The organism is Massilia varians (assembly GCF_027923905.1).
GTDB lineage: Bacteria > Pseudomonadota > Gammaproteobacteria > Burkholderiales > Burkholderiaceae_D > Telluria > Telluria varians_B.
In genome coordinates this window covers 3626420-3649629 of record NZ_AP026966.1, presented here as the reverse complement: position 1 = coordinate 3649629, position 23210 = coordinate 3626420, and the positions used below count along the sequence as shown (strand labels likewise).

Annotated in this window: 29 protein-coding genes; 24 read left to right on the top strand and 5 right to left on the bottom strand. The window is 68.4% G+C overall.

Going from position 1 to position 23210, the window contains the following annotated elements; genetic code table 11:
- The first annotated feature begins 47 nt into the window (after positions 1–47).
- From MasN3_RS16405 to MasN3_RS16370, 8 genes are all read left to right on the top strand, one after another.
- On the top strand, positions 48–584 hold the full coding sequence (locus MasN3_RS16405; RefSeq protein ID WP_281908593.1) for a GNAT family N-acetyltransferase: 537 nt from the start codon (positions 48–50) through the stop codon (positions 582–584).
- A gap of 89 nt (positions 585–673) precedes the next feature.
- Complete coding sequence (locus tag MasN3_RS16400; protein WP_281908592.1) at positions 674–1309, top strand: YcbK family protein; 636 nt, start codon at positions 674–676, stop codon at positions 1307–1309.
- A gap of 119 nt (positions 1310–1428) precedes the next feature.
- Entirely contained in the window at positions 1429–1722 is a 294-nt protein-coding gene (locus MasN3_RS16395; RefSeq protein ID WP_281908590.1) for a DUF378 domain-containing protein, read from the top strand.
- A gap of 5 nt (positions 1723–1727) precedes the next feature.
- Positions 1728–2189 carry a metallophosphoesterase family protein gene (locus MasN3_RS16390; RefSeq protein ID WP_281908589.1) on the top strand — a complete coding sequence of 154 codons (462 nt, stop codon included), beginning with the start codon at positions 1728–1730 and terminating at the stop codon, positions 2187–2189.
- A gap of 106 nt (positions 2190–2295) precedes the next feature.
- Positions 2296–2973, top strand: coding sequence for a class I SAM-dependent methyltransferase (locus MasN3_RS16385; protein ID WP_281908587.1), 678 nt, complete (start codon positions 2296–2298; stop codon positions 2971–2973).
- Positions 2974–3003: 30 nt separating this feature from the next.
- Positions 3004–3408 carry a hypothetical protein gene (locus MasN3_RS16380; RefSeq protein WP_281908586.1) on the top strand — a complete coding sequence of 135 codons (405 nt, stop codon included), beginning with the start codon at positions 3004–3006 and terminating at the stop codon, positions 3406–3408.
- Positions 3409–3481: 73 nt separating this feature from the next.
- Positions 3482–4291 carry a transporter substrate-binding domain-containing protein gene (locus MasN3_RS16375; RefSeq protein ID WP_281908585.1) on the top strand — a complete coding sequence of 270 codons (810 nt, stop codon included), beginning with the start codon at positions 3482–3484 and terminating at the stop codon, positions 4289–4291.
- A 10-nt stretch (positions 4292–4301) separates the two neighbouring features.
- Positions 4302–4964 carry an amino acid ABC transporter permease gene (locus MasN3_RS16370; protein WP_281908584.1) on the top strand — a complete coding sequence of 221 codons (663 nt, stop codon included), beginning with the start codon at positions 4302–4304 and terminating at the stop codon, positions 4962–4964.
- Between the two features lie 30 nt (positions 4965–4994).
- Here the strand turns inward: MasN3_RS16370 and MasN3_RS16365 are convergent, their stop codons facing one another.
- The 5 genes from MasN3_RS16365 to MasN3_RS16345 form a co-directional block, all read right to left on the bottom strand.
- Entirely contained in the window at positions 4995–5318 is a 324-nt protein-coding gene (locus MasN3_RS16365; protein WP_281908582.1) for a hypothetical protein, read from the bottom strand.
- A gap of 200 nt (positions 5319–5518) precedes the next feature.
- Positions 5519–5953: a hypothetical protein gene (locus MasN3_RS16360; RefSeq protein WP_281908581.1), complete on the bottom strand. Its 435-nt coding sequence runs from the start codon at positions 5951–5953 to the stop codon at positions 5519–5521.
- Between the two features lie 128 nt (positions 5954–6081).
- The gene (locus MasN3_RS16355) at positions 6082–6258 is read right to left on the bottom strand and encodes a hypothetical protein (protein WP_281908580.1); all 177 of its coding nucleotides are present in this window, start codon (positions 6256–6258) and stop codon (positions 6082–6084) included.
- Between the two features lie 66 nt (positions 6259–6324).
- Complete coding sequence (locus MasN3_RS16350) at positions 6325–7278, bottom strand: alpha/beta hydrolase (RefSeq protein ID WP_281908578.1); 954 nt, start codon at positions 7276–7278, stop codon at positions 6325–6327.
- Between the two features lie 5 nt (positions 7279–7283).
- On the bottom strand, positions 7284–8960 hold the full coding sequence (locus MasN3_RS16345) for an electron transfer flavoprotein-ubiquinone oxidoreductase (RefSeq protein ID WP_281908576.1): 1677 nt from the start codon (positions 8958–8960) through the stop codon (positions 7284–7286).
- Positions 8961–9125: 165 nt separating this feature from the next.
- Between MasN3_RS16345 and MasN3_RS16340 the strand changes: the two genes are divergently transcribed.
- From MasN3_RS16340 to MasN3_RS16265, 16 genes are all read left to right on the top strand, one after another.
- Positions 9126–9902 (top strand): SDR family oxidoreductase, encoded by a 777-nt coding sequence (locus tag MasN3_RS16340; protein WP_027865407.1) that lies wholly within the window; start codon positions 9126–9128, stop codon positions 9900–9902.
- Positions 9903–9927: 25 nt separating this feature from the next.
- Entirely contained in the window at positions 9928–10356 is a 429-nt protein-coding gene (locus MasN3_RS16335) for an acyl-CoA thioesterase (protein WP_281908575.1), read from the top strand.
- 352 nt (positions 10357–10708) lie between these two features.
- Positions 10709–11458, top strand: a complete 750-nt coding sequence (locus MasN3_RS16330) for a beta-ketoacyl synthase chain length factor (RefSeq protein WP_281908574.1) — start codon at positions 10709–10711, stop codon at positions 11456–11458.
- Positions 11448–12221 carry a lysophospholipid acyltransferase family protein gene (locus tag MasN3_RS16325; protein ID WP_281908571.1) on the top strand — a complete coding sequence of 258 codons (774 nt, stop codon included), beginning with the start codon at positions 11448–11450 and terminating at the stop codon, positions 12219–12221. The genes MasN3_RS16330 and MasN3_RS16325 overlap by 11 nt, the downstream gene beginning before the upstream one ends.
- Positions 12214–12468, top strand: coding sequence for a phosphopantetheine-binding protein (locus tag MasN3_RS16320; RefSeq protein ID WP_281908570.1), 255 nt, complete (start codon positions 12214–12216; stop codon positions 12466–12468). The genes MasN3_RS16325 and MasN3_RS16320 overlap by 8 nt, the downstream gene beginning before the upstream one ends.
- 19 nt (positions 12469–12487) lie before the next feature.
- The gene (locus MasN3_RS16315) at positions 12488–12760 is read left to right on the top strand and encodes an acyl carrier protein (protein WP_229413074.1); all 273 of its coding nucleotides are present in this window, start codon (positions 12488–12490) and stop codon (positions 12758–12760) included.
- Positions 12761–12764: 4 nt separating this feature from the next.
- Entirely contained in the window at positions 12765–13310 is a 546-nt protein-coding gene (locus MasN3_RS16310; protein ID WP_281908569.1) for a hypothetical protein, read from the top strand.
- Complete coding sequence (locus MasN3_RS16305; RefSeq protein ID WP_281908568.1) at positions 13303–14973, top strand: AMP-binding protein; 1671 nt, start codon at positions 13303–13305, stop codon at positions 14971–14973. Before MasN3_RS16310 ends, MasN3_RS16305 begins: the two co-directional genes overlap by 8 nt.
- A gap of 7 nt (positions 14974–14980) precedes the next feature.
- Complete coding sequence (locus MasN3_RS16300) at positions 14981–16057, top strand: class I SAM-dependent methyltransferase (protein ID WP_281908566.1); 1077 nt, start codon at positions 14981–14983, stop codon at positions 16055–16057.
- A 1-nt stretch (position 16058) separates the two neighbouring features.
- On the top strand, positions 16059–16805 hold the full coding sequence (locus tag MasN3_RS16295; RefSeq protein WP_281908564.1) for a glycosyltransferase family 2 protein: 747 nt from the start codon (positions 16059–16061) through the stop codon (positions 16803–16805).
- The gene (locus MasN3_RS16290; protein ID WP_441904724.1) at positions 16802–17743 is read left to right on the top strand and encodes an LpxL/LpxP family acyltransferase; all 942 of its coding nucleotides are present in this window, start codon (positions 16802–16804) and stop codon (positions 17741–17743) included. Before MasN3_RS16295 ends, MasN3_RS16290 begins: the two co-directional genes overlap by 4 nt.
- Positions 17730–19289, top strand: a complete 1560-nt coding sequence (locus MasN3_RS16285) for an HAL/PAL/TAL family ammonia-lyase (RefSeq protein WP_281908561.1) — start codon at positions 17730–17732, stop codon at positions 19287–19289. Before MasN3_RS16290 ends, MasN3_RS16285 begins: the two co-directional genes overlap by 14 nt.
- Positions 19282–19716, top strand: coding sequence for an acyl-CoA thioesterase (locus MasN3_RS16280; RefSeq protein ID WP_281908560.1), 435 nt, complete (start codon positions 19282–19284; stop codon positions 19714–19716). Before MasN3_RS16285 ends, MasN3_RS16280 begins: the two co-directional genes overlap by 8 nt.
- Positions 19713–20315, top strand: coding sequence for an outer membrane lipoprotein carrier protein LolA (locus MasN3_RS16275; protein ID WP_281908558.1), 603 nt, complete (start codon positions 19713–19715; stop codon positions 20313–20315). The genes MasN3_RS16280 and MasN3_RS16275 overlap by 4 nt, the downstream gene beginning before the upstream one ends.
- A gap of 2 nt (positions 20316–20317) precedes the next feature.
- On the top strand, positions 20318–22678 hold the full coding sequence (locus MasN3_RS16270; RefSeq protein WP_307730364.1) for an MMPL family transporter: 2361 nt from the start codon (positions 20318–20320) through the stop codon (positions 22676–22678).
- Positions 22656–23210, top strand: coding sequence for a DUF3261 domain-containing protein (locus MasN3_RS16265; protein ID WP_281908556.1), 555 nt, complete (start codon positions 22656–22658; stop codon positions 23208–23210). Before MasN3_RS16270 ends, MasN3_RS16265 begins: the two co-directional genes overlap by 23 nt.

Here is a 23210-nt window from a genome sequence, read left to right as displayed (position 1 = left end):
TGCGCCACAAGCGCGGTCTGATCGTTTTTTTTGCATAGTGATGTTTGATGTCCACGCGTTTTGACATTCGCAAGGCGGTACCCGGTGATGCTGCCCCCGCCTGCGCCCTGCTGCGCCGCTCGATCGAAATCGGGTGCAAGGCCGACCACCAGGACCAGCCGGCCGTGCTGGAAGCCTGGCTCGGCAACAAAACGGCCGCCAACGTCGCCACCTGGTTCGCCAACCCCAGCAACCACGCCCTGGTCGCCGAGCGCGACGGAGAACTGGTCGGCCTGTGCCTGCTGACCCAGGCCGGCAAGCTGGCGCTGTGCTATGTGGCGCCCGAAGCGCTGCGCTGCGGCATCGGCCGCGCGCTGATCGACGCCGCCGAGGAACAGGCGCGCGCCTGGAGCATCAAGAAACTGCACCTGCACAGCCCGGCGGGCGCGAGCGCCTTCTTCGAGTGCCAGGGCTATGTCAACGCCGGCAAGGACAAGTCCTGCTGGGGCCTCGAATGCGACCTGCTGTGGAAGCCGCTCGACGCCGAGTGCGAGAGCGGGCCGGGCGCGGCCGCCCGCAAGCGCTTTTGCAACTGTAACGCCTAGCGCTCCACGATAATCTTGACGAACTCTCCTTTTGTCCAGGAGAAGCTTGCGATATAGTAAGCGCCTCCTTTGGCTGAGTTCGCTTTGTTATGGCATCACGTAGAGATTTCCTGCAGAAAAGTGCCCGGCTATGTGCGTTGGGCACCCTCGGTTCCCCACTGCTGGTCCCGGCCGCGGCCGCGGCCCAGACCACCGACCTGGAACCCCCGCCCGACCTGTTCGATGCCCAGTTGCTGGACATCGACTTCTGGATCAAGCCGCGTACCCTGTCGCTGGTGCGTCCGCAAAGCGGCGAGCGCGCCAAGGTCCTGTACTGGAAGGACGGCGAGATCATCGATTCGGCCTACCAGGAACTGTGCCACATCCTGCGCGACGTGAACGGCCGCGCGTCGGCGCCGATCGATCCCAAGCTGTTCGAGATCCTGTGGGGCACCCAGGCCTTCATTGCCCGCTACGGCATGACCCAGCCCCTCGAGATCCTCTCCGGCTACCGCACCGAGGCGTCGAACCGGCGCCTGGTCGAGGAGGGCGTGCCGGCCGCGCGCAAGTCCCTGCACATGGTGGGCAAGGCGGCCGACATCCGCATCGCCAGCCTGAACGAGGAAGTGCTCGGCGGCCTGATCCGCAGTTTCCGCCAGGGCGGCGTCGGCTATTACTACCGTTCCGGTCCGAAGGGCGGCTGGATCCACGCGGACACCGGCCTCAACCGCACCTGGAAGGGCTGAGCCGCCCGCGTCCGGCGCGCGCCGACCGGTGCGTCCTCGCTACCGAACTTCCGCTAGTATGCGTTGTCAGCGCCAGGGCAGGCCGCCCTGGCCATGTCGCTTTTCTCAAGGAGGCAATGATGGCAACGATGAATACTCCCACCATGGACCGCAGGACCATGGGCGAGCGCCGCACGTCCATGCATGCGCATCGGCGCTCCGCGATGTCGGCGCTCGACTACCTGGCAATGGCGCTCCTGATCGTCGGCGGCCTGAACTGGGCCATGGTCGGCCTGTTCGACGTCGACATGGTCGCCACCATCTTCGGCCCGGGCAGCCCGGCGACCCGCATCGTCTACGTGGTGGTGGGCCTGGCGGCGCTGTACGCGATCTACACCACGGCCAAGATGGCCGGCAGCAAGCGCGCGGCCTGAGCGGCATGCGCGTCGGGCTGATTTCCGACACCCACGGCTTGCTGCGTCCGGAGGCGCTCGACTTCCTCCGGGGCAGCGACCACATCATCCACGCCGGGGACATTACCGGCCCCGAGATCCTGCCCCCGTTGGCGGCGATCGCGCCGCTGACGGTGGTGCGCGGCAACAACGACCACGGCGCCTGGGCGCGCGAGCTTCCCGAGACCGCCATCCTGCGGCTGGGGCCGCTCGCGATCTACGTCATCCACGACCTCAAGGAACTGCCGCTGGATCCCGCCCGCGAAGGCATGCGCGTGGTGGTGGCCGGCCATTCGCACAAACCTTCGTCCAGCGAGCGCGGCGGCGTGCTGTACGTGAACCCGGGCAGCGCGGGGCGCCGGCGCTTCACGCTGCCGATCTCGGTGGGCGAACTGCTGGTCGAGGGCGGGCAGGTCACGGCGCGCTTGGTGACACTGGACGTTGGATAGCACGCGAGCTTGCAAGATCCATGTGGTTTCGGGGTCGAACACGATACCGACGCTTCGCAAACGGATTTCAGGTCGGCGATAATGCGCAAAAACCCAAGGAGACCGCATGACCGCCCATACCGACGCATCCATCATCGATTCATGGTCGCGCAATACCGATCCCTGGACCGCCGCCGTGCGCGGCGGCGAGATCGGGTCGCGCGTGCTGGTGACCAATGCCGCCATCGTCGACGCCGTGCGTGCGTATGCGCCGGCGACCGGCGTCGACCTCGGCTGCGGCGAGGGCTGGCTGGTGCGGGCCTTGCCGGAAGTGTCGATGATCGGCGTCGATGCGAGCGCCGGCCTGGTCGAGCAGGCGAGGCAGGCGAGGCAGGCGGGTGGCGGCGAGTTCCGCCAGTTGAGCTATGAAGAGATCGCCGCCGGCCAGCTGGCGCTGGCCGCCGACGTGGCCGTCTGTAACTTCTCGCTGATCGGCGACGGGGCCGTGCGCGGGCTGTTGCGCGCCGCGCCGAGCTACCTGCGGCAGGGTGGGCACCTCATCGTGCAGACCGTGCACCCCTTGACGGCCTGCGGCGACGCGCCCTATGCCGACGGCTGGCGCGACGGCAGCTGGGCCGGTTTCAGCAGCGACTTCACCGATCCGGCGCCCTGGTACTTCCGGACGGTTTCGAGCTGGCTGGCGCTGTTCGAGGACCACGGCCTGCGCGTGGTCGAGATGCGCGAGCCGCTCCATCCGCAGACCGGCAAGCCGGTGTCGCTGATCCTGGTGGGCCGGCTGGCGTAAAATACGGGTCGTTCCGCTTTTGTCCGCATCATGAACCTGCCACCCGATACCCCACAGCCGCGCTTCCGACCCCGTCCCTGGACGCTACTTGAAACCCCGCAGGACGTCGAGCTCTGGATCGACGAGCACAACCGCGCCCTGCAGGAGCTGGTCAAGCCGACCGAGACCGGCGTCGGCATCTGCTTCACGCTGGCCGAAGGCGGCAACGTCTACATGCAGACCACCGGCGACGCGGTGATCCTCGACGTCGAAGCGGAGGCCGACTGGATCGCGCCCCTGATCATGGCGGCCACCGGCGCCGAGCGGCCGCGCGGGCAGGTCTGGGTGCTCCCGGACGACAGGCTGGTGCAGCTGATCCTCGGCCTGTCCACGCTGGTCTTGAACACCACCCTGGTGGTCGGCCACCCCTTCGGGGCGCGCGCCCGCCGCTTCTGACGGCGCCACGACGCTTCCCGCCGGCACGGCTTTCGGTTATAAAGTCAGCTCGACTAGGCATGGAGACGATTTGATGGGCAAGCATTCGACCACCGTGGCACGCCGTGCCGTACTTGGCCTGGCGCTCGCCGCCTCCCTGGCGGCCCTGGCGCCGGCACGGGCGGCCGACCTGCTCGCGGACGCGAAGGCGCGCGGCACCCTGCGCATCGCGATGGAAGGCACCTATCCGCCCTTCAACTTCAAGGACCCGAAGACCGGCCAGTTGTCCGGCTACGACGTCGACGTCGCGCGCCTGGTGGCGGCCAAGCTGGGCCTCAAGCCCGAATTCGTCACCACCGAATGGGCCGCGATCCTCGCCGGCCTGGCCGCCGGCAAGTACGACGTGATCGTCAGCCAGGTCGGCATCACGCCCAGGCGCGAGCAGGCCTTCGATTTCTCGCGCCCGTACACGTATTCCTTCCCGCAGCTCATCGTGCGCAAGAACGACCGCGCCAGCTACACCAGCCTGAACGACCTGAAGGGCAAGAAGGTCGGCGTGGGGCAGGGCAGCGTGTTCGAGCAGCAGGCCAAGGCGGTGCCGGGCATCGAGGTCAAGAGCTACCCGGCGGCGCCCGAGAACCTGCAGGACCTGGCCTTCGGCCGCATCGATGCGGCGCTCAACGACAGCCTGATGGTCGCCTATCTGCTGAAGCATTCGCAGCTGCCGATCAAGGCCGGCGCCCGCGTCGGCGCACCCGAGCGCATGGGCATCCCTTTCCGCAAGGGCAATCCGCAATTCAAGGCGGCGCTCGACAAGGTCCTGGTGGACGCGGCCGCGGACGGAAGCCTGAAGGCGTTGTCGCTCAAGTGGTTCGGCACCGACGCCAGCCGCCCGGCCCAATAAAGGCCGCCACGTGGACCTGATCGCGCTGCTGCGCGAAGCGGCGCCGACCCTGTTGACGGGCGCCGGCTATACCCTGCTGTTCGCGGTGGCCTCGATGATCGGCGGCCTGGCGATCGGCCTGCCGGTGGCGCTGATGCGCATCGCTCCCTGGGCCGCCGTGCGCCTGCCGGCCAGCCTGTACGTAAGCCTGATGCGCGGTACGCCGCTCCTGGTGCAGATCTTCGTCATCTACTATGGATTGCCGAGCATCGGCATCGAGTTCGCGCCGGTGACGGCAGGCGTGCTGGCGCTGTCGCTGAACGCGGGCGCCTACCTGTCCGAGAGCCTGCGCGGGGCGATCCGCGCCGTGAGCGTTGGGCAGTGGCGCGCCAGTTTCAGCCTCGGGCTGGGCTACTGGCAGACCCTGCACCACATCGTCATGCCGCAGGCGCTGCGCATCGCGGTGCCCTCGATGAGCAACACGCTCATCAGCTTGATCAAGGATACCTCGCTGGTATCGGTAATCACGGTGACCGAGCTGATGCTGGCGACCAAGGAAGTGATCGCGGTGAGTTTCCAGCCGCTGCCGCTGTACCTCGCGGCAGCCTGCATCTACTGGGCCTTGAGCCTGTCCTTCGAAGCGATCCAGCGCCGCGCCGAGCGGCGCCTGAACCGCGCGCACGCCGCGCGCTGACCAAGGGCCGGCACGCGGGAGCGGGGACACTCAGCGCTTGTCGCGCTGCTGGTCCTGCTGCTGGAAGGCGTCGGCAGCCTGCTGGGCGCTTTCACCCTGGCGTTGACCGCCCAGGTCATCCAATGCCGGCGTCCCGCCGGAAGCATGCTGGCCGCCTTGCTGCTGGTTGCCACGCTGCTGGCCCGACTGTTGGCTGCCTTGCTGCTGGCCGGACTGCTTGCTTCCCGACTGCTGACCACCCGACTGCTGGTTGCCCTCGCGCTGGCCCTGGCCGGCGGCCGACACCAGGTCCTTGCTCGGGTCCGTTTGCGAGTTGTCCGCTTGCGACTGCTTCTGGTTTTGCTGCTGGTTCATGATCGTCTCCTCATCGAAGATTGTCGAGCCACCATCTTAGTCCTCCTGTTGACGTCGGCAATCGGAGTACGGGAGGAAGGGGCGTAGGACCGTTCGGACGCTCTAACCGGCAAGCAAGAAAGGGAGCGTGAACGCGAACGCGCACCGGCAAGCCTGGCCTGCCGGTGCGCGTGGTACTGCGAGGTCAGGGGCGCCCGTGCTCAGCGATTGCCGCGTTGCTGGTCGGCGCTATCGTCCTGGCTCCACGCCTGCGATGCATCCTTGGCGGATTCACCCTGGCGCGTACCCAGGTCATCGAGTGCCGGCGTACCGCCGGAGGCATGCTGCCCTCCGCTTTGCCGACTGCCCTGCTGGCCCGACTGGCGGGAAACCTGTCGGCTTCCTCCCTGTTGCTGCCCCGATTGCTGACTACCTTGCTGCTGCTGTCCCGATTGCTGGCTGCCGCCCTGCTGGCCCTGCCGACTACCTTGCTGCTGCCCGGATTGCATACTGCCTTGCTGCTGTCCCGATTGCATGTTGCCGGACTGTTGCTGGCCGCCCTGGGCGGGTTTGCCGCTCGCGGTATTCATGCTGAGCTCGTCCACGTCATCGTCGTGGCGCGGCCCTTTGACGCCATGTCCTTTGTTTTCACCCATACCAGTCTCCTTGTTTGAGTGTCGATGGGCTCATGATAGCCCCCTCGCAGGACGAGACAATCGGAATCGGGCACGCGCCGTCGTAGGACGGCCCGTACAAAGTCAGCAGTAAAAGAAGAGGGGGGGGGCTAGCGCTTGTCCTGCGGCTGCGCTTGCTCGCCGGACTGCTGCGAACCCTGTTGCCGGTCCGATTGCAGATTGCCCGGCCGGCTGCGCTCCAGCCGTTCGCGCTGGCGGTTCACGTCGAAGTCGTCGAGCTGGACGTCGCTCAGGCTCCTGTCCCCAGTATCCTTGTTTTCAGGCATGGTGGCCTCCTTGCATCAAGTGTGGTGGAAACCACATCTTAGGCCGATTGCCGCAGAAGCGGCGCGTCAAGGCAGCGCCGGCGCGATCCCGAGTTCGCGCAGGAAGGCATGCGCCGCCCCATACGCCCCGACGTGCTGCTCGGCCGTGAAACCGCCGTGGCCGCCGCCCTTGATCGTGTGCAGGACGTTGCGCACGCCTGCCTTGTCGAGCGCCTCCTTCAGCCGCACGCCGTGTGCGTAGGGCACCAGCGGATCGGCGTCGCCATGGATGGTGAACACGGCCGGTCCGCCCGCGTGCACATGGCTCAGCGGCGACACCGCACGCGCCAGCGCCTGGCGTTCGGGATCCGGCATGCTGCCGAACCAGGCCACCGCGTACGAACGCACATTCGGGCCTTGCAGCATGTCGGCGACGTCGGTGATGCCGTACCAGTTGACGACCGCCGCCACCTTGGGCGCCGCGTTCCGATACGGTCCGCTCCAGCTAGGCTCGTTGGCCGCGCACTGGCGCGTGAGCGGCGAATCGGCCGGGATCATGGCCGTGGCAAGGGCCAGGTGGCCGCCCGCCGAGTCGCCCGTGGTCACCACCTTCGACAGGTCGAAGTTGTACTTCTTCGCATTGCGCCCGACCCACTGCAGCGCGCACAGCGTATCCTCCACCGCGGCCGGGGCCGGCGCCACCTTCGCCAGCCGGTAGCTGACGTTCACGAAGGCGAAGCCCATCTCCATGTAGGGCATGGCGGACAGCGCCGCGCCCTCGCGCCGGCCGGCCACCCAGCCGCCGCCGTGGAAGTACATCACCACGGGCAGCGGCTTGTCGCTCTTCTTGGTCGGCAGGTAGACGTCGAGCTTGAGGCCCTGGCCGCTCGCCGTCAGGTAGGTAATGTCGGCGTCGATCCACCAGCCATGGTCGAGCAGGGCGGCGCTCTTCACGCCTGCGTCGGCCGCTTGCGCGGCCAGGGGGAGGGCCAGCGCGCAGGCCAGGGCGGCGGCGCGCAGCCGCGCGGTCGTGGTCCGCATCCCGATCACATGTTCGGGTAGTTCGGGCCGCCGCCGCCTTCCGGCGTCACCCAGACGATGTTCTGGGTCGGGTCCTTGATGTCGCAGGTCTTGCAATGCACGCAGTTCTGCGCGTTGATCTGCAGGCGGTCCTTGCCCTCGTCGGTCTTCACGAACTCGTACACGCCGGCCGGGCAGTAGCGCTGTTCGGGCCCGGCATACTTGGCCAGGTTGACGTCGACCGGGATGTTCGGGTTTTTCAGCGTCAGGTGGACAGGCTGGTCTTCGGCGTGGTTGGTGTTCGAGATGAACACCGAGGACAGGCGGTCAAAGGTCAGCTTGCCGTCCGGCTTCGGGTACACGATCGGCTGGAACTGCGAGGCCGGTTTCAGGCATTCGTGGTCGGCGTGCTGGTGGTGCAGGGTCCACGGCGCCTTGCCGCGGAAGACCATCTGGTCGATGCCGGTCATGATGGTGCCGAGGTACAGGCCCTTGCTCATCCACGGCTTGAAGTTGCGCGCGACGTGCAGTTCCTCGTGCAGCCAGCTGTTCTCGAACGCCGCCGGGTAGGACGCCAGCTCGTCGTGCTGGCGGCCTTCGCCCAGCGCGGCGAAGGCGCTTTCCGCGGCCAGCATGCCGGTCTTGATCGCGGCGTGGCTGCCCTTGATGCGGCTGGTGTTCAGGAAGCCGGCATCGCAGCCGATCAGGGCGCCGCCCGGGAACACGGTCTTCGGCAGGGATTGCAGGCCGCCGGCGGTGATGGCGCGCGCGCCGTAGGAGATGCGCTTGCCGCCTTCGAAGTAGTGACGGATCGCCGGGTGCGTCTTGTAACGCTGGAATTCCTCGTAGGGCGACAGGTAGGGGTTCTGGTAGGCCAGGCCCACCACGAAGCCGACCGCGACCTGGTTGTTCTCGAGGTGGTACAGGAAGGAGCCGCCATAGGTGTCGTTGTCGAGCGGCCAGCCGGCGGTGTGGATCACCAGGCCCGGCTTGTGCTTGGCGGGATCGATCTCCCACAGCTCCTTGATGCCGATGCCGTAGGTCTGCGGGTCCTTGCCCTTGTTCAGGTCATACTTGGCCATCAGCGCCTTGCCGAGGTGGCCGCGCGAGCCTTCCGCGAACAGGGTGTACTTGGCGTGCAGCTCCATGCCGAGCTGGAAGTCCGCGCCCGGCTCGCCGTCGCGCTTGACGCCCATGTTGCCGGTGGCGACACCCTTGACCGAGCCGTCCTCGTTGTACAGCACTTCGGCGGCCGCGAAGCCCGGGAAGATCTCCACGCCCAGGCTTTCCGCCTGCTGGCCCAGCCAGCGCGTCACGTTGGCCAGCGAAATCACGTAGTTGCCGTGGTTGGTCAGCATCTTCGGGACCATGAAGTGGGGCGTCTTGATCGCCTTCTTCTCGGTCAGGAACAGCACCTGGTCCTCGGTGACCGGAGTGTTCAGGGGCGCGCCCTTTTCCTTCCAGTCGGGGATCAGTTCGTTCAGGGCGATCGGGTCCATCACCGCGCCGGACAGGATGTGCGCGCCCAGCTCGCCGCCTTTCTCGAGCACGCAGACCGAGACCTCTTGTCCCTTTTCTGCCGCCAGCTGCTTGAGGCGGATCGCCGCCGACAGGCCCGCAGGACCGCCACCGACGATGACCACGTCGTACTCCATGGCTTCACGCGGTCCGTATTGTTCGAGGATGTTGGTTGGCTCAGTCATATGATTATTTTAATAAGAATGAAAATTTAAGCACGAGTGTGCACTTTTTTGCTGCCGATTGCAACGTTGGGCGCCATTTTACGGACATTATTAGATGCGGCAATCTAATACTGATGATTTGTGTAATCATGGTGACTTCGCAATTGGACAAGGAAGGGGAGCCGCGTGGGCATCGAAGTCAATTACGAAGGAAAAATCGCCATGGTCACCGGCGCGTCGAGCGGCCTGGGCGCGCGTTTCGCCAAGGCGCTGGCCGGCGCCGGGGCGCAGGTGGTGCTGGCCTCGCGCCGGGTCGAGCGGCTCAAGGAGCTGCGCGCCGAGATCGAGGCCGACGGCGGCGCCGCCCACGTGGTGCGCCTGGACGTGACCGACCTGGCCAGCATCAAGTCGGCCATCGCGCACGCCGAGACCGAGGCCGGTCCGATCGACATCCTGGTCAACAATTCGGGCGTGTCGAGCACCCAGCGCCTGCTGGACGTCACCGAAGAAGACTACAACTACATCATGGACACCAACCTGCGCGGCGCCTTTTTCGTGGCGCAGCAGACCGCCAAGCGCATGATCCAGCGCGCCAAGGGCGATCCGCGCAAGCAGCACCGCATCGTCAACATCGCCTCGGTGGCGGGCCTGCGCGTGCTGCCGCAGATCGGCGTGTACTGCATGAGCAAGGCCGGCGTGGTGCAGATGACCAAGGCGATGGCGGTGGAGTGGGGCCGCTACGGCATCAACGTGAACGCCATCTGCCCCGGCTACATCTCGACCGAAATGAACGAGGACTACTTCGACACCGAGCAGGGCCGCAAGCTGATCGACATGCTGCCCCGCAAGCGCACCGGCCGGCCGGAAGACCTCGACGGCCTGCTGCTGCTGCTGGCGGCGGACGAGGCCCATTTCATCAATGGCGCGGTCATCACGGCCGACGACGGCATGACGGCGCAGTAATCTAGAACAAGCAACAAAGGAAGCAATGAGCAAGAAGCAGTTCGTGCATTCCATGAGGATCCCCATCCGCTGGGGCGACATGGATGCGATGGGTCACGTCAACAACACCGTCTATTTCCGCTACATCGAGTCGGCCCGCATCGCCTGGCTGGAGCAGGCCGGGGCGCTGCCCGACCCGGCCGCATCGACCGAAGGCCCGGTCATCGTCAACGCCCACTGCAGCTTCCTGAAGCAGTTGACCTATCCCGGCGAGATCGAAGTCAGCACCTATGTCGGGCCGCCGGGCCGCTCGAGCATCGAGGTCACGCACCAGATCCGCCTGGTGGGCGCGGACGGGCAGGCCGGGGCGCTGCATGCCGAAGGCGGCGCCAAGGTGGTGTGGATCGATTTCAAGGCCGAGAAATCGCGGCCGCTGCCGGATCGCCTGCGGGCGCTGCTGCCGCCGGCTGACTGAGCCACCTCGTCAATGAAGCACACGGGTCCCGGTGCAAGGCCGGGACCAGCGGCGCCGCGATGCGCTCCCGCAGGACAAACCTTGTAGTCCTGCGCCTACATACTCATGCCGGTTAAACCTCTTCGAAAACCCGGCGCTTTTCCGTGTCGCAGTGACAATTCGTGAGAATGCAGCGCCTCTCTTTGTGGCATCATCCCGCCTCTTCGATTTCGGGCACCGTCCCGTACGGATGACTGTTGCAAATCGGTTGAGATCTGTAAGACAGGTCCTACGAAAACAAGGCGACCGATTATAATTCCGTTCAATTTCCTAGAGCGCAAGATAGTGCGCTTCACTTCCACAACAGCGAGTCATGTTCGAGTCAGAGGTCGTTTTTTCCATTGCGCGACATGCCGCTTGGGCGCCCGGCCTGGCAAGCCCGCAGCGCTGGACGGAGTGGGCGCGCGAACCCTGGACCCTCGCGCCTGGCGAAGAACCGAAAGTGAGCGCGATGCCGGCCATGCTGCGGCGCCGCGCCGGCTTCCTCGGCCGCATGGCGCTCGAAGTCGCCTACGAATGCCTGGGCGAGCAGCGTGACGTAGCGACCGTGTTCTGCTCGCGCCACGGCGAAGTGGCGCGCGCGGTGGAACTGCTCGGCGACCTCGCCCGCGGCGAACCGCTGTCCCCGACCGCCTTCGGCCTGGCCGTGCACAACGCCAGCGCGGGCCTGTTCTCGATCGCGCGCGGCGACCGCGCCAACCACGTGGCCTTGGCCGCCGGCAGTTCCACCATCGAACACGCGGTCATCGAGGCCTGCGGCCAGCTTGCCGACGGCGCCCCGATGGTGCTGCTGGTCGCCTGCGACACCGCGCTCCCCGAAGCCCTGCGCCAGTTCGAGGATTGCGACGAGCAGCCTTTCGCCTTTGCCTGGGCCATGGTGCCGGCCGGCGCCGGCCCGGATACGGTGCGCCTGCGCTGGCATGCCCAGGGCATTCAACCCGGCGCTGCGCCGGCGCGCATGCCCGGCGGGCTCGAGCTGCTGCGTTTCCAGCACGGCGGCCAGGCACGCCTGGTGCGCGAAGCCGGCGGCAAGCGCTGGACCTGGAGCCGCCATGAGGGCTAGGCTGGACCATGCCTGGCGCGTGTTCGCCACCGGCCTGAGTTTCGCGCTGTTCGGCATCGGCGGCCTGCTCCTGCGCGTGATCGTCTTCCCGCTGCTGGCCCTGTGCATCCGCGCCCCCGAAGCGCGCCGGCGCGCCGCGCGCGCCACGATCCGCGCCAGCTTCCGGGCCTTCGTGGGCGTCATGCGCGGACTCGGCGTGCTGCGCTACGAGGTACGCGGGCTGGACAAGCTCGAACGCCGGGGCCAGCTGATCCTGGCCAACCACCCGACCCTGATCGATACCGTATTCCTGATCGCCTTCGTGCCGAACGCCGACTGCATCGTCAAGGGTGCGCTGTGGAACAACCCCTTTACGCGCGGGCCGGTACGCGCGGCAGGCTACATCTGCAACGACCGCGGCCCCGCACTGATCGACGACTGCATCGCCTCGCTGCGCTCCGGCGGCAACCTGATCATCTTCCCGGAAGGCACGCGCACCCCGCGCGACGGCACGCCCGAACTCAAGCGCGGCGCCGCGAACGTCGCGGTGCGCGGCGCCCGTCCGATCACGCCGGTCCTGATCCGCTGCGAGCCGCCGACGCTGGGCAAGGGCGACAAGTGGTGGCACGTCCCGCCGCGCCAGGCGCATTTCCGGATCGAGGTCGGGGACGACATCGGCGTGGACAGTTACCGCAGCGGCGCCATGAGCGAGGTCGTGGCGGCGCGCCGCCTCACAGAATACCTGCAACAGCTCTTTATGAAAGAAGGCCAGCACCATGCTTGAACAAGAAGTGAAAGCACTGATCATCGACGTCCTGCAGCTCGAGGACCTCGCCCCCGGCGACATCGACAGCGACGCGCCGCTCTTCGTGGAGGGCCTGGGGCTCGATTCGATCGACGCCCTCGAGATCGGCGTGGCGCTGCAGAAGCGCTACGGCATCACCCTGGCGGCCGAATCCCAGGAAACCCGCCGCCATTTCGCCTCGGTGCGCGCACTGGCCGCGATGATTGAAACGAACCGAAAAAAGTAAGGGTAAGGAGGCTATGGCCATGGTAAGCATCAACGACATGAACCGCGACGAACTGTTCACCTGGGTCGCCGACCTGCTGGCGGACATGTTCGAGCTCGACCGCGCGTCCCTGAGCCCGGCGTCCAACCTGTACGCCGACCTCGACATCGACAGCATCGACGCCGTCGACCTGGCCGTGAAGCTCAAGCAGATGACCGGCAAGCGCCTGCAGCCGGAGGTGTTCAAGACCATCCGCACCATCGGGGACGTGGTGGACGCGCTCGCCGGCCTGGCCGAAGAGCAGGCGGCCTGACCCGGTGTTCTGGAACGCCCTGGCGGCCGCGCTGACGCTGGCCTATCCGCTGGCGATCTGGTTCGGCCAGGAGCGCGTCGAACCGCGCTGGCTGGCGGGACTGCTGCTGCTGGCGGCGGCCACGCGCCTGCCGATGTTGCGCTTGAGCAGCACGGCGCGCTGGACCGCCGGCGGGGCCCTGCTGCTGGTGGCGCTGGCGGTCGGCTCGAACGCCGTGCTGCCGCTCAAGCTCTATCCGGTCTTGGTCAATGGCGCCTTGCTGGCCGCCTTCGGCGCCAGCCTGGTGTCCGGCATGCCGGTCGTCGAACGCCTGGCGCGCCTGCGCGAACCGGCCCTGCCGCCGGCCGGCGTCGCGTACACGCGGCGCGTGACCCAGGCCTGGTGCGTGTTCTTCGTCCTGAACGGCGCGGCGGCCCTGGGCACGGCGTTGTTCGCCACAAGCGCGGTCTGGTCGCTGTACAACGGCGTAATCGCCTACATCCTGATGGGCCTGATGTTCGGCGGGGAATACCTGCTGCGCATGCGTTTCAAGCGGTTGCACCATGCCTGAGCTGTTCCACCGAATCGCCACCCGTTCGTCCGAGGCCCTGGCAGGCTGGCGCGACGGCGTCCCCGTGCCGCACGGCGCCTTGCTCGCGCGCGTGCGCGCCTGGACCGCGCTCGGCCAGCGTACGCCAGCCAGCCAGGTGGCCCTGTACCACGAGGACAGCCTCGAATTCGCAGCCGGCCTGCTGGGCGCCTGGCTGTCGGGGAAGACCGTCTGGCTCGGCGCCGATGCGCTGCCGGCGACCTGTGCGGCACTGGGTGAGCGGGTCGGCGCCTTCTGGGGCGCTTTCCCCGAGGGCCAGGCCCCGCTTGCCGGCGACGACTGGCAGGACCAGTGGACGCCCCCCGCGCCCAGATTCCCGGCGCTGGTGGTGTTCACCTCGGGCAGCACCGGCGCGCCGCTGCCGATCCCGAAGCGGCTGTCGCAGCTGACCAGCGAGGTCGCCGCGCTGGAACTCCAGTTCGGGCCCAGCCTGGGCGCGGCCGCCGTCGTTTCGACCGTCTCGCACCAGCACATCTACGGCCTGCTGTTCCGCATCCTGTGGCCGCTGGCCCAGGGCCGCCCGCTGCACGCGGCGCGCCACGAATTCCCCGAAAGCCTGGCCCCCGCGCTGGCGGAGCGCCCCTGCGTGCTGCTGGCCAGTCCGGCCCACCTGAAGCGGCTGCCGGAACACCTCGACTGGCGCGGCGCCGCGCGCCAGCTGCGCGCCGTGTTCTCGTCCGGCGGCATGCTGAAACAGGACGCATCAAGCCATGCCGGCGCGCTGCTGGGACAGGCGCCGATCGAAGTCTACGGCAGCTCGGAAACCGGCGGCGTCGCCTGGCGCCGCCGCCCGCAAGGGGAAGCCTGGCAGCCGCTGCCCGGGGTGCGCTGGCGCCTCGCTGCCGGCGGCCTGCTCGAAGTGCAGTCGGACTATGCCGGCCCCATTGGCTGGCAGCGCCTGGCCGACCGCGCCGAAGCGGCCAGCGGCGGCTTCCTGCTGCGCGGACGCGCCGACCGCATCGTCAAGATCGAGGAAAAGCGCATCTCGCTCGACGCCATCGAAGCCGCGCTGCTGGGCACTAGCCTGGCCAGCGAAGCGCGGGTGGTGCCGCTGCCCGCGCCCGGACGCCAGTTGCTGGCCGCCTTCGTGGTGCCCAGCGCAGCAGGGCAGGCGATACTTGGCGACGAGGGGCGCGCCGCGCTCAGCGCACGCCTGCGCGCGCAGCTCGGCCGCAGCATCGAGGCGGTGGCGCTGCCGCGCCGCTGGCGCTTCCTGCCACGCATGCCGGTGAATGCACAGGGCAAGACCACCCAGGCGGCGCTGCTGGCCCTGCTGGAAGAGCGGCCGCGCTTCCCGCGGGTATGCCTGCTGGAGCAGGCGCCTGCGCGCGTGCTGCTGGAGCTGAGCGTTCCCGCGGACCTGCTGTACTTCGACGGCCACTTCAGCGTCGCCCCGGTACTGCCGGGCGTGGTGCAGGTGGACTGGGCGATCCATTATGGCCGCGAGCATTTCGGCCTCGGGGCCGCGTTCGGCGGCATCAATGCGCTCAAGTTCCAGCAGATGATCCGCCCGGAGCGCCCGGTGCGGCTCGAGCTGCTGCACGACGCGGTCAAGGGCCAGCTCCATTTCCGCTATTTCTCGGACGCCGGCGCCCACGCCAGCGGCCGCATCCTCCTGACCTAGACCGAGCATGCTGAACAAAAAATTCTCGCCCGAGCGCCAGAGCGCATTCGACGCCCGCTTCGACGCCCAGAAGATCGCCTTTGCCCCGGTTGTGTTCCAGTGCGTGCGCTTCGCCTGGAAGCGCGGCATGCTGCAGGCGATAGCGGACGCCGGCGACACCGGCCTGTCGGTGGATCAGCTCGCTGCCAGCGGGCGCTGGACGCCCTACGTCTTGAAGGTGGTGCTCGAGACCTGCCTGTCGGCCGGCGTGGTGTACCTGGAACAGGGCCGCTACGTGCTGGACAAGACCGGCTTTGTGGTCCTGACCGACCCGATCACCCAGGTGAACATCGATTTCAACCACGACGTCTGCTACCAGGCGCTGTTCGAGCTGGAACACACGCTGGACGCCGAGAAGCCGCTGGGCCTGAAGGTGTTCGGCGACTGGCCGACCCTGTACCAGGGCCTGTCCCAGCTGCCGGAGCCGGCGCGCACCAGCTGGCTCGCCTTCGACCATTACTACTCCGACACCTCCTTCCCGGAGATCATGCCGGACGTGTTCGCCACGAGTCCGCGCCGCCTGATGGACATCGGCGCCAACACCGGCAAGTTCAGCCTGGCCGCGCTGGCGGCCAACGAGCGCGTCGCCCTGCACCTGGTCGACCTGCCGGGCCAACTGGCCGTGGCCGAGGACAAGCTGCGCCAGGCGGGCCTGCGCGACCGTGCCAGCCTGCACCCGACCGACCTGCTCGACGAGGCCGCCACGCTGCCGGGCGACATGGACCTGGTGTGGATGAGCCAGTTCCTGAGCTGCTTTTCGGAAGCCGCGATTGCCAGCATCTTTGCGCGCGTGGCGGGCGCCCTGGGCCCGCGCGGCCAGGTGCTGGTGCTCGACACCTTCTGGGACCGCCAGCGCTACGACATCGCCGCCTACTGCCTGATCAATACCTCGCCTTACTTCAACGTCATGGCGAGCGGTAACAGCAAGGTCTACGAGAGCGCCGACTACATCCGGCTGGCCGAGGCCGCCGGCCTGAAGCTGGTGACCGCGCGCGACGGCATCGGCTACTGCCATTCGCTGCTGCGTTTCGAGAGGGCGCACTAAGGTGAAGCCCTTCCATCCCTGCGTTGTCATCCCGGTCTACAACCACGAGCACGCGATCGCCAAGGTGGTCGACGGCGTGCTGGCCCACGGTCTGCCCTGCATCCTGGTGGACGACGGCTCCTCGCAGGACTGCGCGGCCGTGCTCGACGCCCTGGCCGCAGCCCACCGCGGGCGGGTGGTGCTGGAGCGGCATACGGCCAACCAGGGCAAGGGCGGCGCGGTACTGACCGGCTTCCGGCGCGCCGCGCGCGACGGCTACAGCCACGTGCTGCAGGTCGATGCCGACGGCCAGCACAACCTCGCCGACATCCCGCGCTTCCTCGAGGCCGCGCGCGCCCGGCCGCAGGCGGTGGTCGCCGGCTGCCCGGTGTACGACGAATCGGTGCCGCCGCTGCGCCTGTACGCGCGCTACCTGACCCACGTCTGGGTCTGGATCAACACGCTGTCGCTGGCGATCCGCGATTCGATGTGCGGCTTTCGCGTGTATCCGGTGGCGCAGGTCGTGGCGCTCGCCGCGCGCCGCCGCCTCGGCCTGCGCATGAACTTCGACATCGAGATCCTGGTGCGCCTGTACTGGGACGGCGTGGCGGTGCTCAACCTGCCGACCAAGGTCGGCTATCCCGAGGACGGGGTCTCGCATTTCAAGGCCTGGACCGACAACGTCCTGATCACGCGCCTGCACGTGGCCCTGTTCTTCGGCATGCTGCCGCGTATTCCTTCGCTGCTGGTCCGCAGATGGCGCACGTGAATCCTTCCGCCGATACCCGCCACTGGGCCGCCATCAACGAAGCCAGCTTCGTGGCCGGCATGCGCCTGCTGTTCTGGGTCTGCCGGGTTTTCGGGCGCTGGCCGTTCCGCGTGCTGCTGGTGCCGGTGCTGTTCTGGTACGTGGCCACGCAGGGCCGCGCGCGCCGCGTCTCCAACGATTACCTGCGCCGCATCGGCCGGCCCGCCGGCCTGTTCGGGGTGCTGCGCCACTTCCAGGCCTTCGCCGAATCGATTCTCGACAAGATGCTGCTGTGGGGCGGCCAGTTCGACTTCTCGCGCGTGCGGGTGGTTGGCGCCGATCCGCTCTGGCAGCGCATCCGCGAAGGCAAGGGCGCACTGCTGGTGTGCTCGCACCTGGGCAACCTCGACCTGTGCCGGGCGCTGTCGCTGCGCACGCCGGGCTTGAGGATCACGGTGCTGGTGCACACGCGCCATGCGCAGGCTTTCAACGACATGCTGGGCAAACTCGATCCGCGCAGCCAGCTCAACCTGATGCAGGTGACCGAGATGACGCCGGCCATGGCGATGCAGCTGTCCGAGCGCATCGCTCAAGGCGAGTTCGTCGTCATCGCCGGCGATCGCGTGCCGGTATCAGGCGCCGGCCGGGTGGCGCTCGCGCCCTTCCTGGGCCAGCCGGCCGCCTTCCCGGTCGGCCCCTACGTGATGGCCTCGGTGCTCGGCTGCCCGCTGTACGCGATGTTCGCCATCCGGGTGGAAGGGGGCTACGCGCTGCAGTTCGAACGCCTGCGCGAGGAGGTGCGCCTGCCGCGCCGCGGACGTGATGCCGCGCTGGCCGAACTCGCGGGCGAATACGCCGCGCGCCTCGAGCACCATGCCAGGTGCTCGCCGCTGGAGTGGTTCAACTTCTACGATTTTTGGCATCTACCCGATTCGGAACGTCCCCATGCAGCTCACTGACCTCAAGACTTCCCGGCGCACCGTGCGCTTCGACCGCGAGCGCCTGGCGCTGGAAGACATCGTCGCCATCGCGCGCGGCACGGCGCATCCCGCCTTGTCGGACGATCCGGCCTTCCGCGCCGCGATCGCGAAAGGCGCCGATTTCCTCGACCGCCTGCTGCGCGAGGACGGCACGATCTACGGCGTCACCACCGGCTATGGCGACTCGTGCACGGTGGCGGTGCCGCTCGAGCTGGTGGCCGAGCTGCCGCATCACCTCTACACCTACCACGGCTGCGGCCTGGGCGCCTGTCTCGATCCGGCGCAGACCCGCGCCGTGATGGCGGCGCGCCTGGCCTCGCTGTCCAAGGGGTTTTCCGGCGTGAGCGTGGGGCTGCTGGAACAGATCGTGCGCTTGTTCGACGCCGGCCTGCTGCCCTTGATCCCGAGCGAAGGCTCGGTCGGCGCCAGCGGCGACCTGACCCCGCTGTCCTATCTGGCGGCGGTGCTGTGCGGCGAGCGCGAAGTGCTGCGCGATGGCGTGCCGGTCGCGGCGGCGCAGGCGCTGCTTGACGCCGGCATCACGCCGCTGCGCCTGCGCCCGAAGGAAGGGCTGGCGATCATGAACGGCACCGCCGTCATGACCGGCCTGGCCTGCCTGGCCTGGGACCGCGCCGACTACCTGGCGCGCCTGGTCACCCGCATCACCGCGCTGGCTTCGTTCGCCCTGGACGGCAACGATCACCACTTCGACGAGACCCTGTTCTCGGTCAAGCCGCATGCCGGCATGCAGGGCGTGGCGGCCTGGCTGCGCCAGGACCTGGAGTATGCCGGCCAGCTCGAGCGCAACGGCAAGCGCCTGCAGGACCGCTATTCGATCCGCTGCGCGCCGCATGTGATCGGCGTGCTGGCCGATGCGCTGCCGTTCTTCCGCGCGTCGATCGAGAACGAGCTCAATAGCGCCAACGACAACCCGATCATCGACGCCGACGGCGAGCGCGTGCTGCACGGCGGCCACTTCTACGGCGGCCACATCGCTTTCGCGATGGACGGCATGAAGAACGCGGTTGCCAACCTGGCCGACCTGCTCGACCGCCAGATGGCGCTGCTGGTGGATGCGCGCTACAACGCCGGCCTGCCGGCCAACCTGTCGGGCATGCAGGGCGCGCGCGCCCCGATCAGCCACGGCCTCAAGGCGCTGCAGATCAGCGCCTCGGCCTGGACCGCCGAAGCCCTGAAGCTGACCATGCCGGCCTCGGTGTTCTCGCGCTCGACCGAATGCCACAACCAGGACAAGGTCAGCATGGGCACGATCGCCGCGCGCGACTGCCTGCGCGTGCTGGAACTGACCGAGCAGGTGGCGGCAAGCCTCCTGATCACGGTACGCCAGGGCGTGTGGCTGCGCCAGCGCGTCGACGCCGGCAAGGTGCTGCCGGCGCCGCTGGCGCGCATGCTCGAGCTGCTGGGCCAGGACGTGGCGCCGGTGATCGAGGACCGCCGCCTCGATCCGGACCTCAAGCTGCTGCTGGGCCGCATCCGCGACCAGGCCTGGAGCCTGTATGCGTAAAGCGAAGACGCCCAGCCGCTGGTGGGCCGAGGTCGAGCTGCAGGTGCAGTTCTTCGACCTCGACCCGATGCAGATCGTCTGGCACGGCAACTACGTCAAGTACCTCGAGGTGGCGCGCTGCGCGCTGCTCGACAAGATCGGCTACAACTACCAGGAGATGCGCGACTCCGGCTACATGTGGCCGATCATCGAGATGAACCTGCGCTATGCCGGGCCGGCCGCATTCGGCCAGCGCCTGCTGCTACGCGCCGAAATCGTCGAGTGGGAGAACCGCTTGCGCATCGATTACCTCATCCTTGATGCCGCGAGCGGCAAGCGCCTCAACAAGGCAAGCACCACCCAGGTCGCGGTTGACCTCAAGACCGGCGAGATGTGCTTCGCCTCGCCGGCCATCCTGTTCGAGAAGCTCGCCGTAGAGGCCCCATGAAACGCATCCTCGTCACCCTCATCCTTGCCGCGGCCGGCGCCACGGCGCAGGCGGCCGCGCCAGTGGCCCAGATCCAGTCCATGCTGGCCAAGCCGGAGCAGCTGTGCGGCCGCTTCGAGCAGACCAAGCAGCTGGCCGGCATGAAGAAACCCTTGCTCTCCAGCGGACGCTTCTGCGTCGTCGCCGGCAAGGGGGTGCTGTGGCGCACCCTGAAACCCTTCCCGAACACCCTGCGCCTGAAGCGCGACGAGATTGTCCACATGCAGGGTTCGCGGGTGTCGATGCGCCTCGACGCCAGCCAGGAACCGACCGTGCGCATGATCAATGGCGTGCTGTTCTCGCTGCTGGGCGGCGACCTGGGCCAGCTGGAGAACCTGTTCGAGGTCGACGGCAGCGTGGCCGGCGACTCGTGGCGTGTCGCGTTGAAGGCCCGCAACGCGGCCGTGGCGCGCGCCGTGGGGGCGATCACGCTCGAAGGCGGCGCCTACGTGCGCAGCATCCGCATGGTCGACGAGGGCGGCGACCGCACCGAGATCGTCTTCAGCGAACTGAAGACCGGCGCGCAGGCGCTCCTGCCCGAAGAATCGGTCCTGATGTGAACGTGCAGCGCCGCCTCGCCCTGGTCTGGGCGCTGATCGTCTGCCTGCTGGTCGGGCACAATGCCTGGCTGTGGCTGGGCAAGCGCATCGCGCCCGATACCGACATCCTGGCCCTGCTGCCGGCGGACGAGCGCGACCCGGTGCTGCAGCAATCCTTCAGTCACATGGTCGACAGCGCCCAGCAACGCGTGGTGGTGCTGGTCGGCGCCGCGCAGTGGGACGAGGCGGTGCGCGCTTCCCGGGCCTGGCGCGCGGCGCTGGCGCCGCATGCGGGCATCCTGGCGCCCGACGCCCCGGGCGCGGAGGCGCAGGCGGGCTGGCTGGCCAGCCTGCAGCCGCATGCAACCCTGCTGGTGGGCGCGCTCGATGAGCGCCGGCTGCGCGAAGAACCGCCCCGGTTCTGGGTCGACAAAGCCCTGGCGAGCCTGTACAGCGCCTTTTCCGGTCCCAGGCTGGGCGCCTTCCGCGACGATCCCTTCGGCCTGTTTGCCGGCTGGGCGCAGGAGCGCGCCGGCGAAACCCCGGTGCGCCCGCGCGACGGCCAGCTGTTCGTGGCGGGCGAGGGACGCGAATACGTGCTGCTGACCTACACCCTGCGCCAGCCGGCGTTCTCGCTGGCGGCGCAGGAAGCGGTGGTGCCGCTGCTGGAGCGCGCCACCCTGGCGGCGCGCAGCGCCGTGCCCTCGGCGGAAGTGATCCAGGCAGGCGTGGTGCTGCACGCGGCGGCGGCCGGGCGCCAGGCCAGCCGGGAAATCCACACCATCGGGGTCGGCTCGATGCTCGGCATCGTCCTGCTTACCTGGCTGACCTTCCGCTCGGTCAAGCCGATCGCGCTCACCCTGCTGGCGATCGGGATCGGATTCCTGGGGGCGCTGTCGGTGTGCTGGCTGCTGTTCGGCCGCATCCACCTCCTGACCCTGGTGTTCGGCGCCAGCCTGATCGGCGTAGCCCAGGATTACGGCATCTATTTCCTGTGCCACCGGCTCGGGGCCGATCCGGCGCTCGACTCGCCGCGCCTGATGCGGCGCCTGCTGCCCGGCCTCGGCCTGACCCTGCTGGCCGCCGTGATCGGCTACATGGGCCTGGCGCTGACGCCGTTCCCGGGCCTGCGCCACATGGCGGTGTTCTCCTGCCTGGGCCTGGTGTTCGCCTGGCTGACCGTGGTGTGCTGGTTCCCGGCGCTGATCCACGGCCGCAGCCTGCGCGCCGGCTGGCTGGCGCGCCGCTACCGCGGCATGATGGCGCGTTGGCCGCGCATCTCGATCGGCATCGTGCCGCTGCTGGCGGTGGCGCTGCTGGGCACGTTCGCGGCGCTGGGCGGTGCGCGCCTGGAGGTGAACGACGACATCCGCTCGCTGCAATCCTCGCCGCCCGAGCTGGTGCGCGACCAGCTCAAGCTGGGCAAGCTGCTCGACGCGCCCAGCCCGGTGCAGTACTACCTGGTGCGCGGCGCGACCGGCGAAGACGTGCTGCGGCGCGAGGAGGCGCTCAAGCGCCGTCTCGACGCCCTGGTGGCGCAGGGCGACATCGCCGGCTACCAGGCCTTGTCGAACTGGGTGCCGTCCAGCCAGGCCCAGGCCGCGCGTCTGCGACTGGTCGAGGACAAGCTCCTTGCCGCACACGGCCCGCTGGCGGCGCTGGCGAGCGAGATCGGCGAGGACGCCGGCTGGCATGCCGCCACCGCCGCGCACCTGCGCGCCCTTGCTGCGCCATTGACGCTCGACGCCTTCCTGAAGACGCCGGCCAGCGAACCCTGGCGCCACCTGTGGCTGGGCGAAGTCGAGGGCGTGCACGCCAGCATCGTCGGCCTGCGCGGCATGCGCTACGCCTCGATCCCGGCGCTCGCGCGCGCGGCCGAGGGCATCGATGGCGTGCAGTGGGTGGACAAGGTCGGCGGCATCTCCTCGGTGCTGGGCCGCTACCGCGCCTACATGGGCTGGGTGCTGCTTGGCGCCTACGCGGTGGTGTTCGCGGTGCTGCTGCCGCGCTACCGCGGCAGCACCTGGCGCGTGCTGGCTCCGACCGCGGCGGCCAGCGTCCTGACCCTGGCGCTGCTGGGCTTCGCGGGCCAGAGCCTGCAGCTGTTCCACGTGCTGGCCCTGATGCTGCTGCTGGGCGTCGGCGTCGACTACGGCATCTTCCTGCAGGAAGACGCCGGACACGGCGCCGACGCCCCCTGGCTGGCGGTAGGGCTGTCGGCCGCCAGCACCATCCTGTCCTTCGGCCTGCTGGGCCTGAGCGGCACGCCGGCACTGCAGGCCTTCGGCCTGACCATGCTGGCCGGGACCGCGCTGGTCTGGCTGGTCGCCCCTTGCTTCGTCGTGACAAAGGAAACAATCGATGCCTCGGCCGTCCTGGCTTGAACGCGGCGCTGCGCTATGCGCGGCCCTGACCCTGGCCGCCTGCGCCGCGACGCCGCCCGCGCCCGCGCGCCTCGGCCTGCGCCTGGCCCCGTCGGCGCTGGGCGAGGCCATCAGCGTCCAGCAGCACCTGACCGTCGAGCGTGACGGAAAAACCAACGACCTCGACGTTGCCCTCGAGGTGGATGCCCAGCGGCTCAGCCTGGTCGGCCTGGCGCTCGGCATGCGGGTGCTGAGCCTGGACTTCGACGGCCGCGAGCTCACCGAATGGCGCCACCCGATGCTCCCCAGCCAGGTGCGCGCCGCGGACGTGCTGGAAGACCTGCAGCTGACCCTGTGGCCGGTGGAGCGGATCGCCCAGGCCCTGCCGCCCGGCTGGCAGGTCGAGGAGCGCGGCCTGCGCCGCACGCTGCGCCGCGAGGGCGAGGTGGTGGCGACCATCGACTACAGCGGCCTGCCGCGCTGGCAGGGCACCGCCGTGCTGGACAACCTGCGTTACCAATACCGGCTGACCGTGGTGTCGGCCAGCGAATGA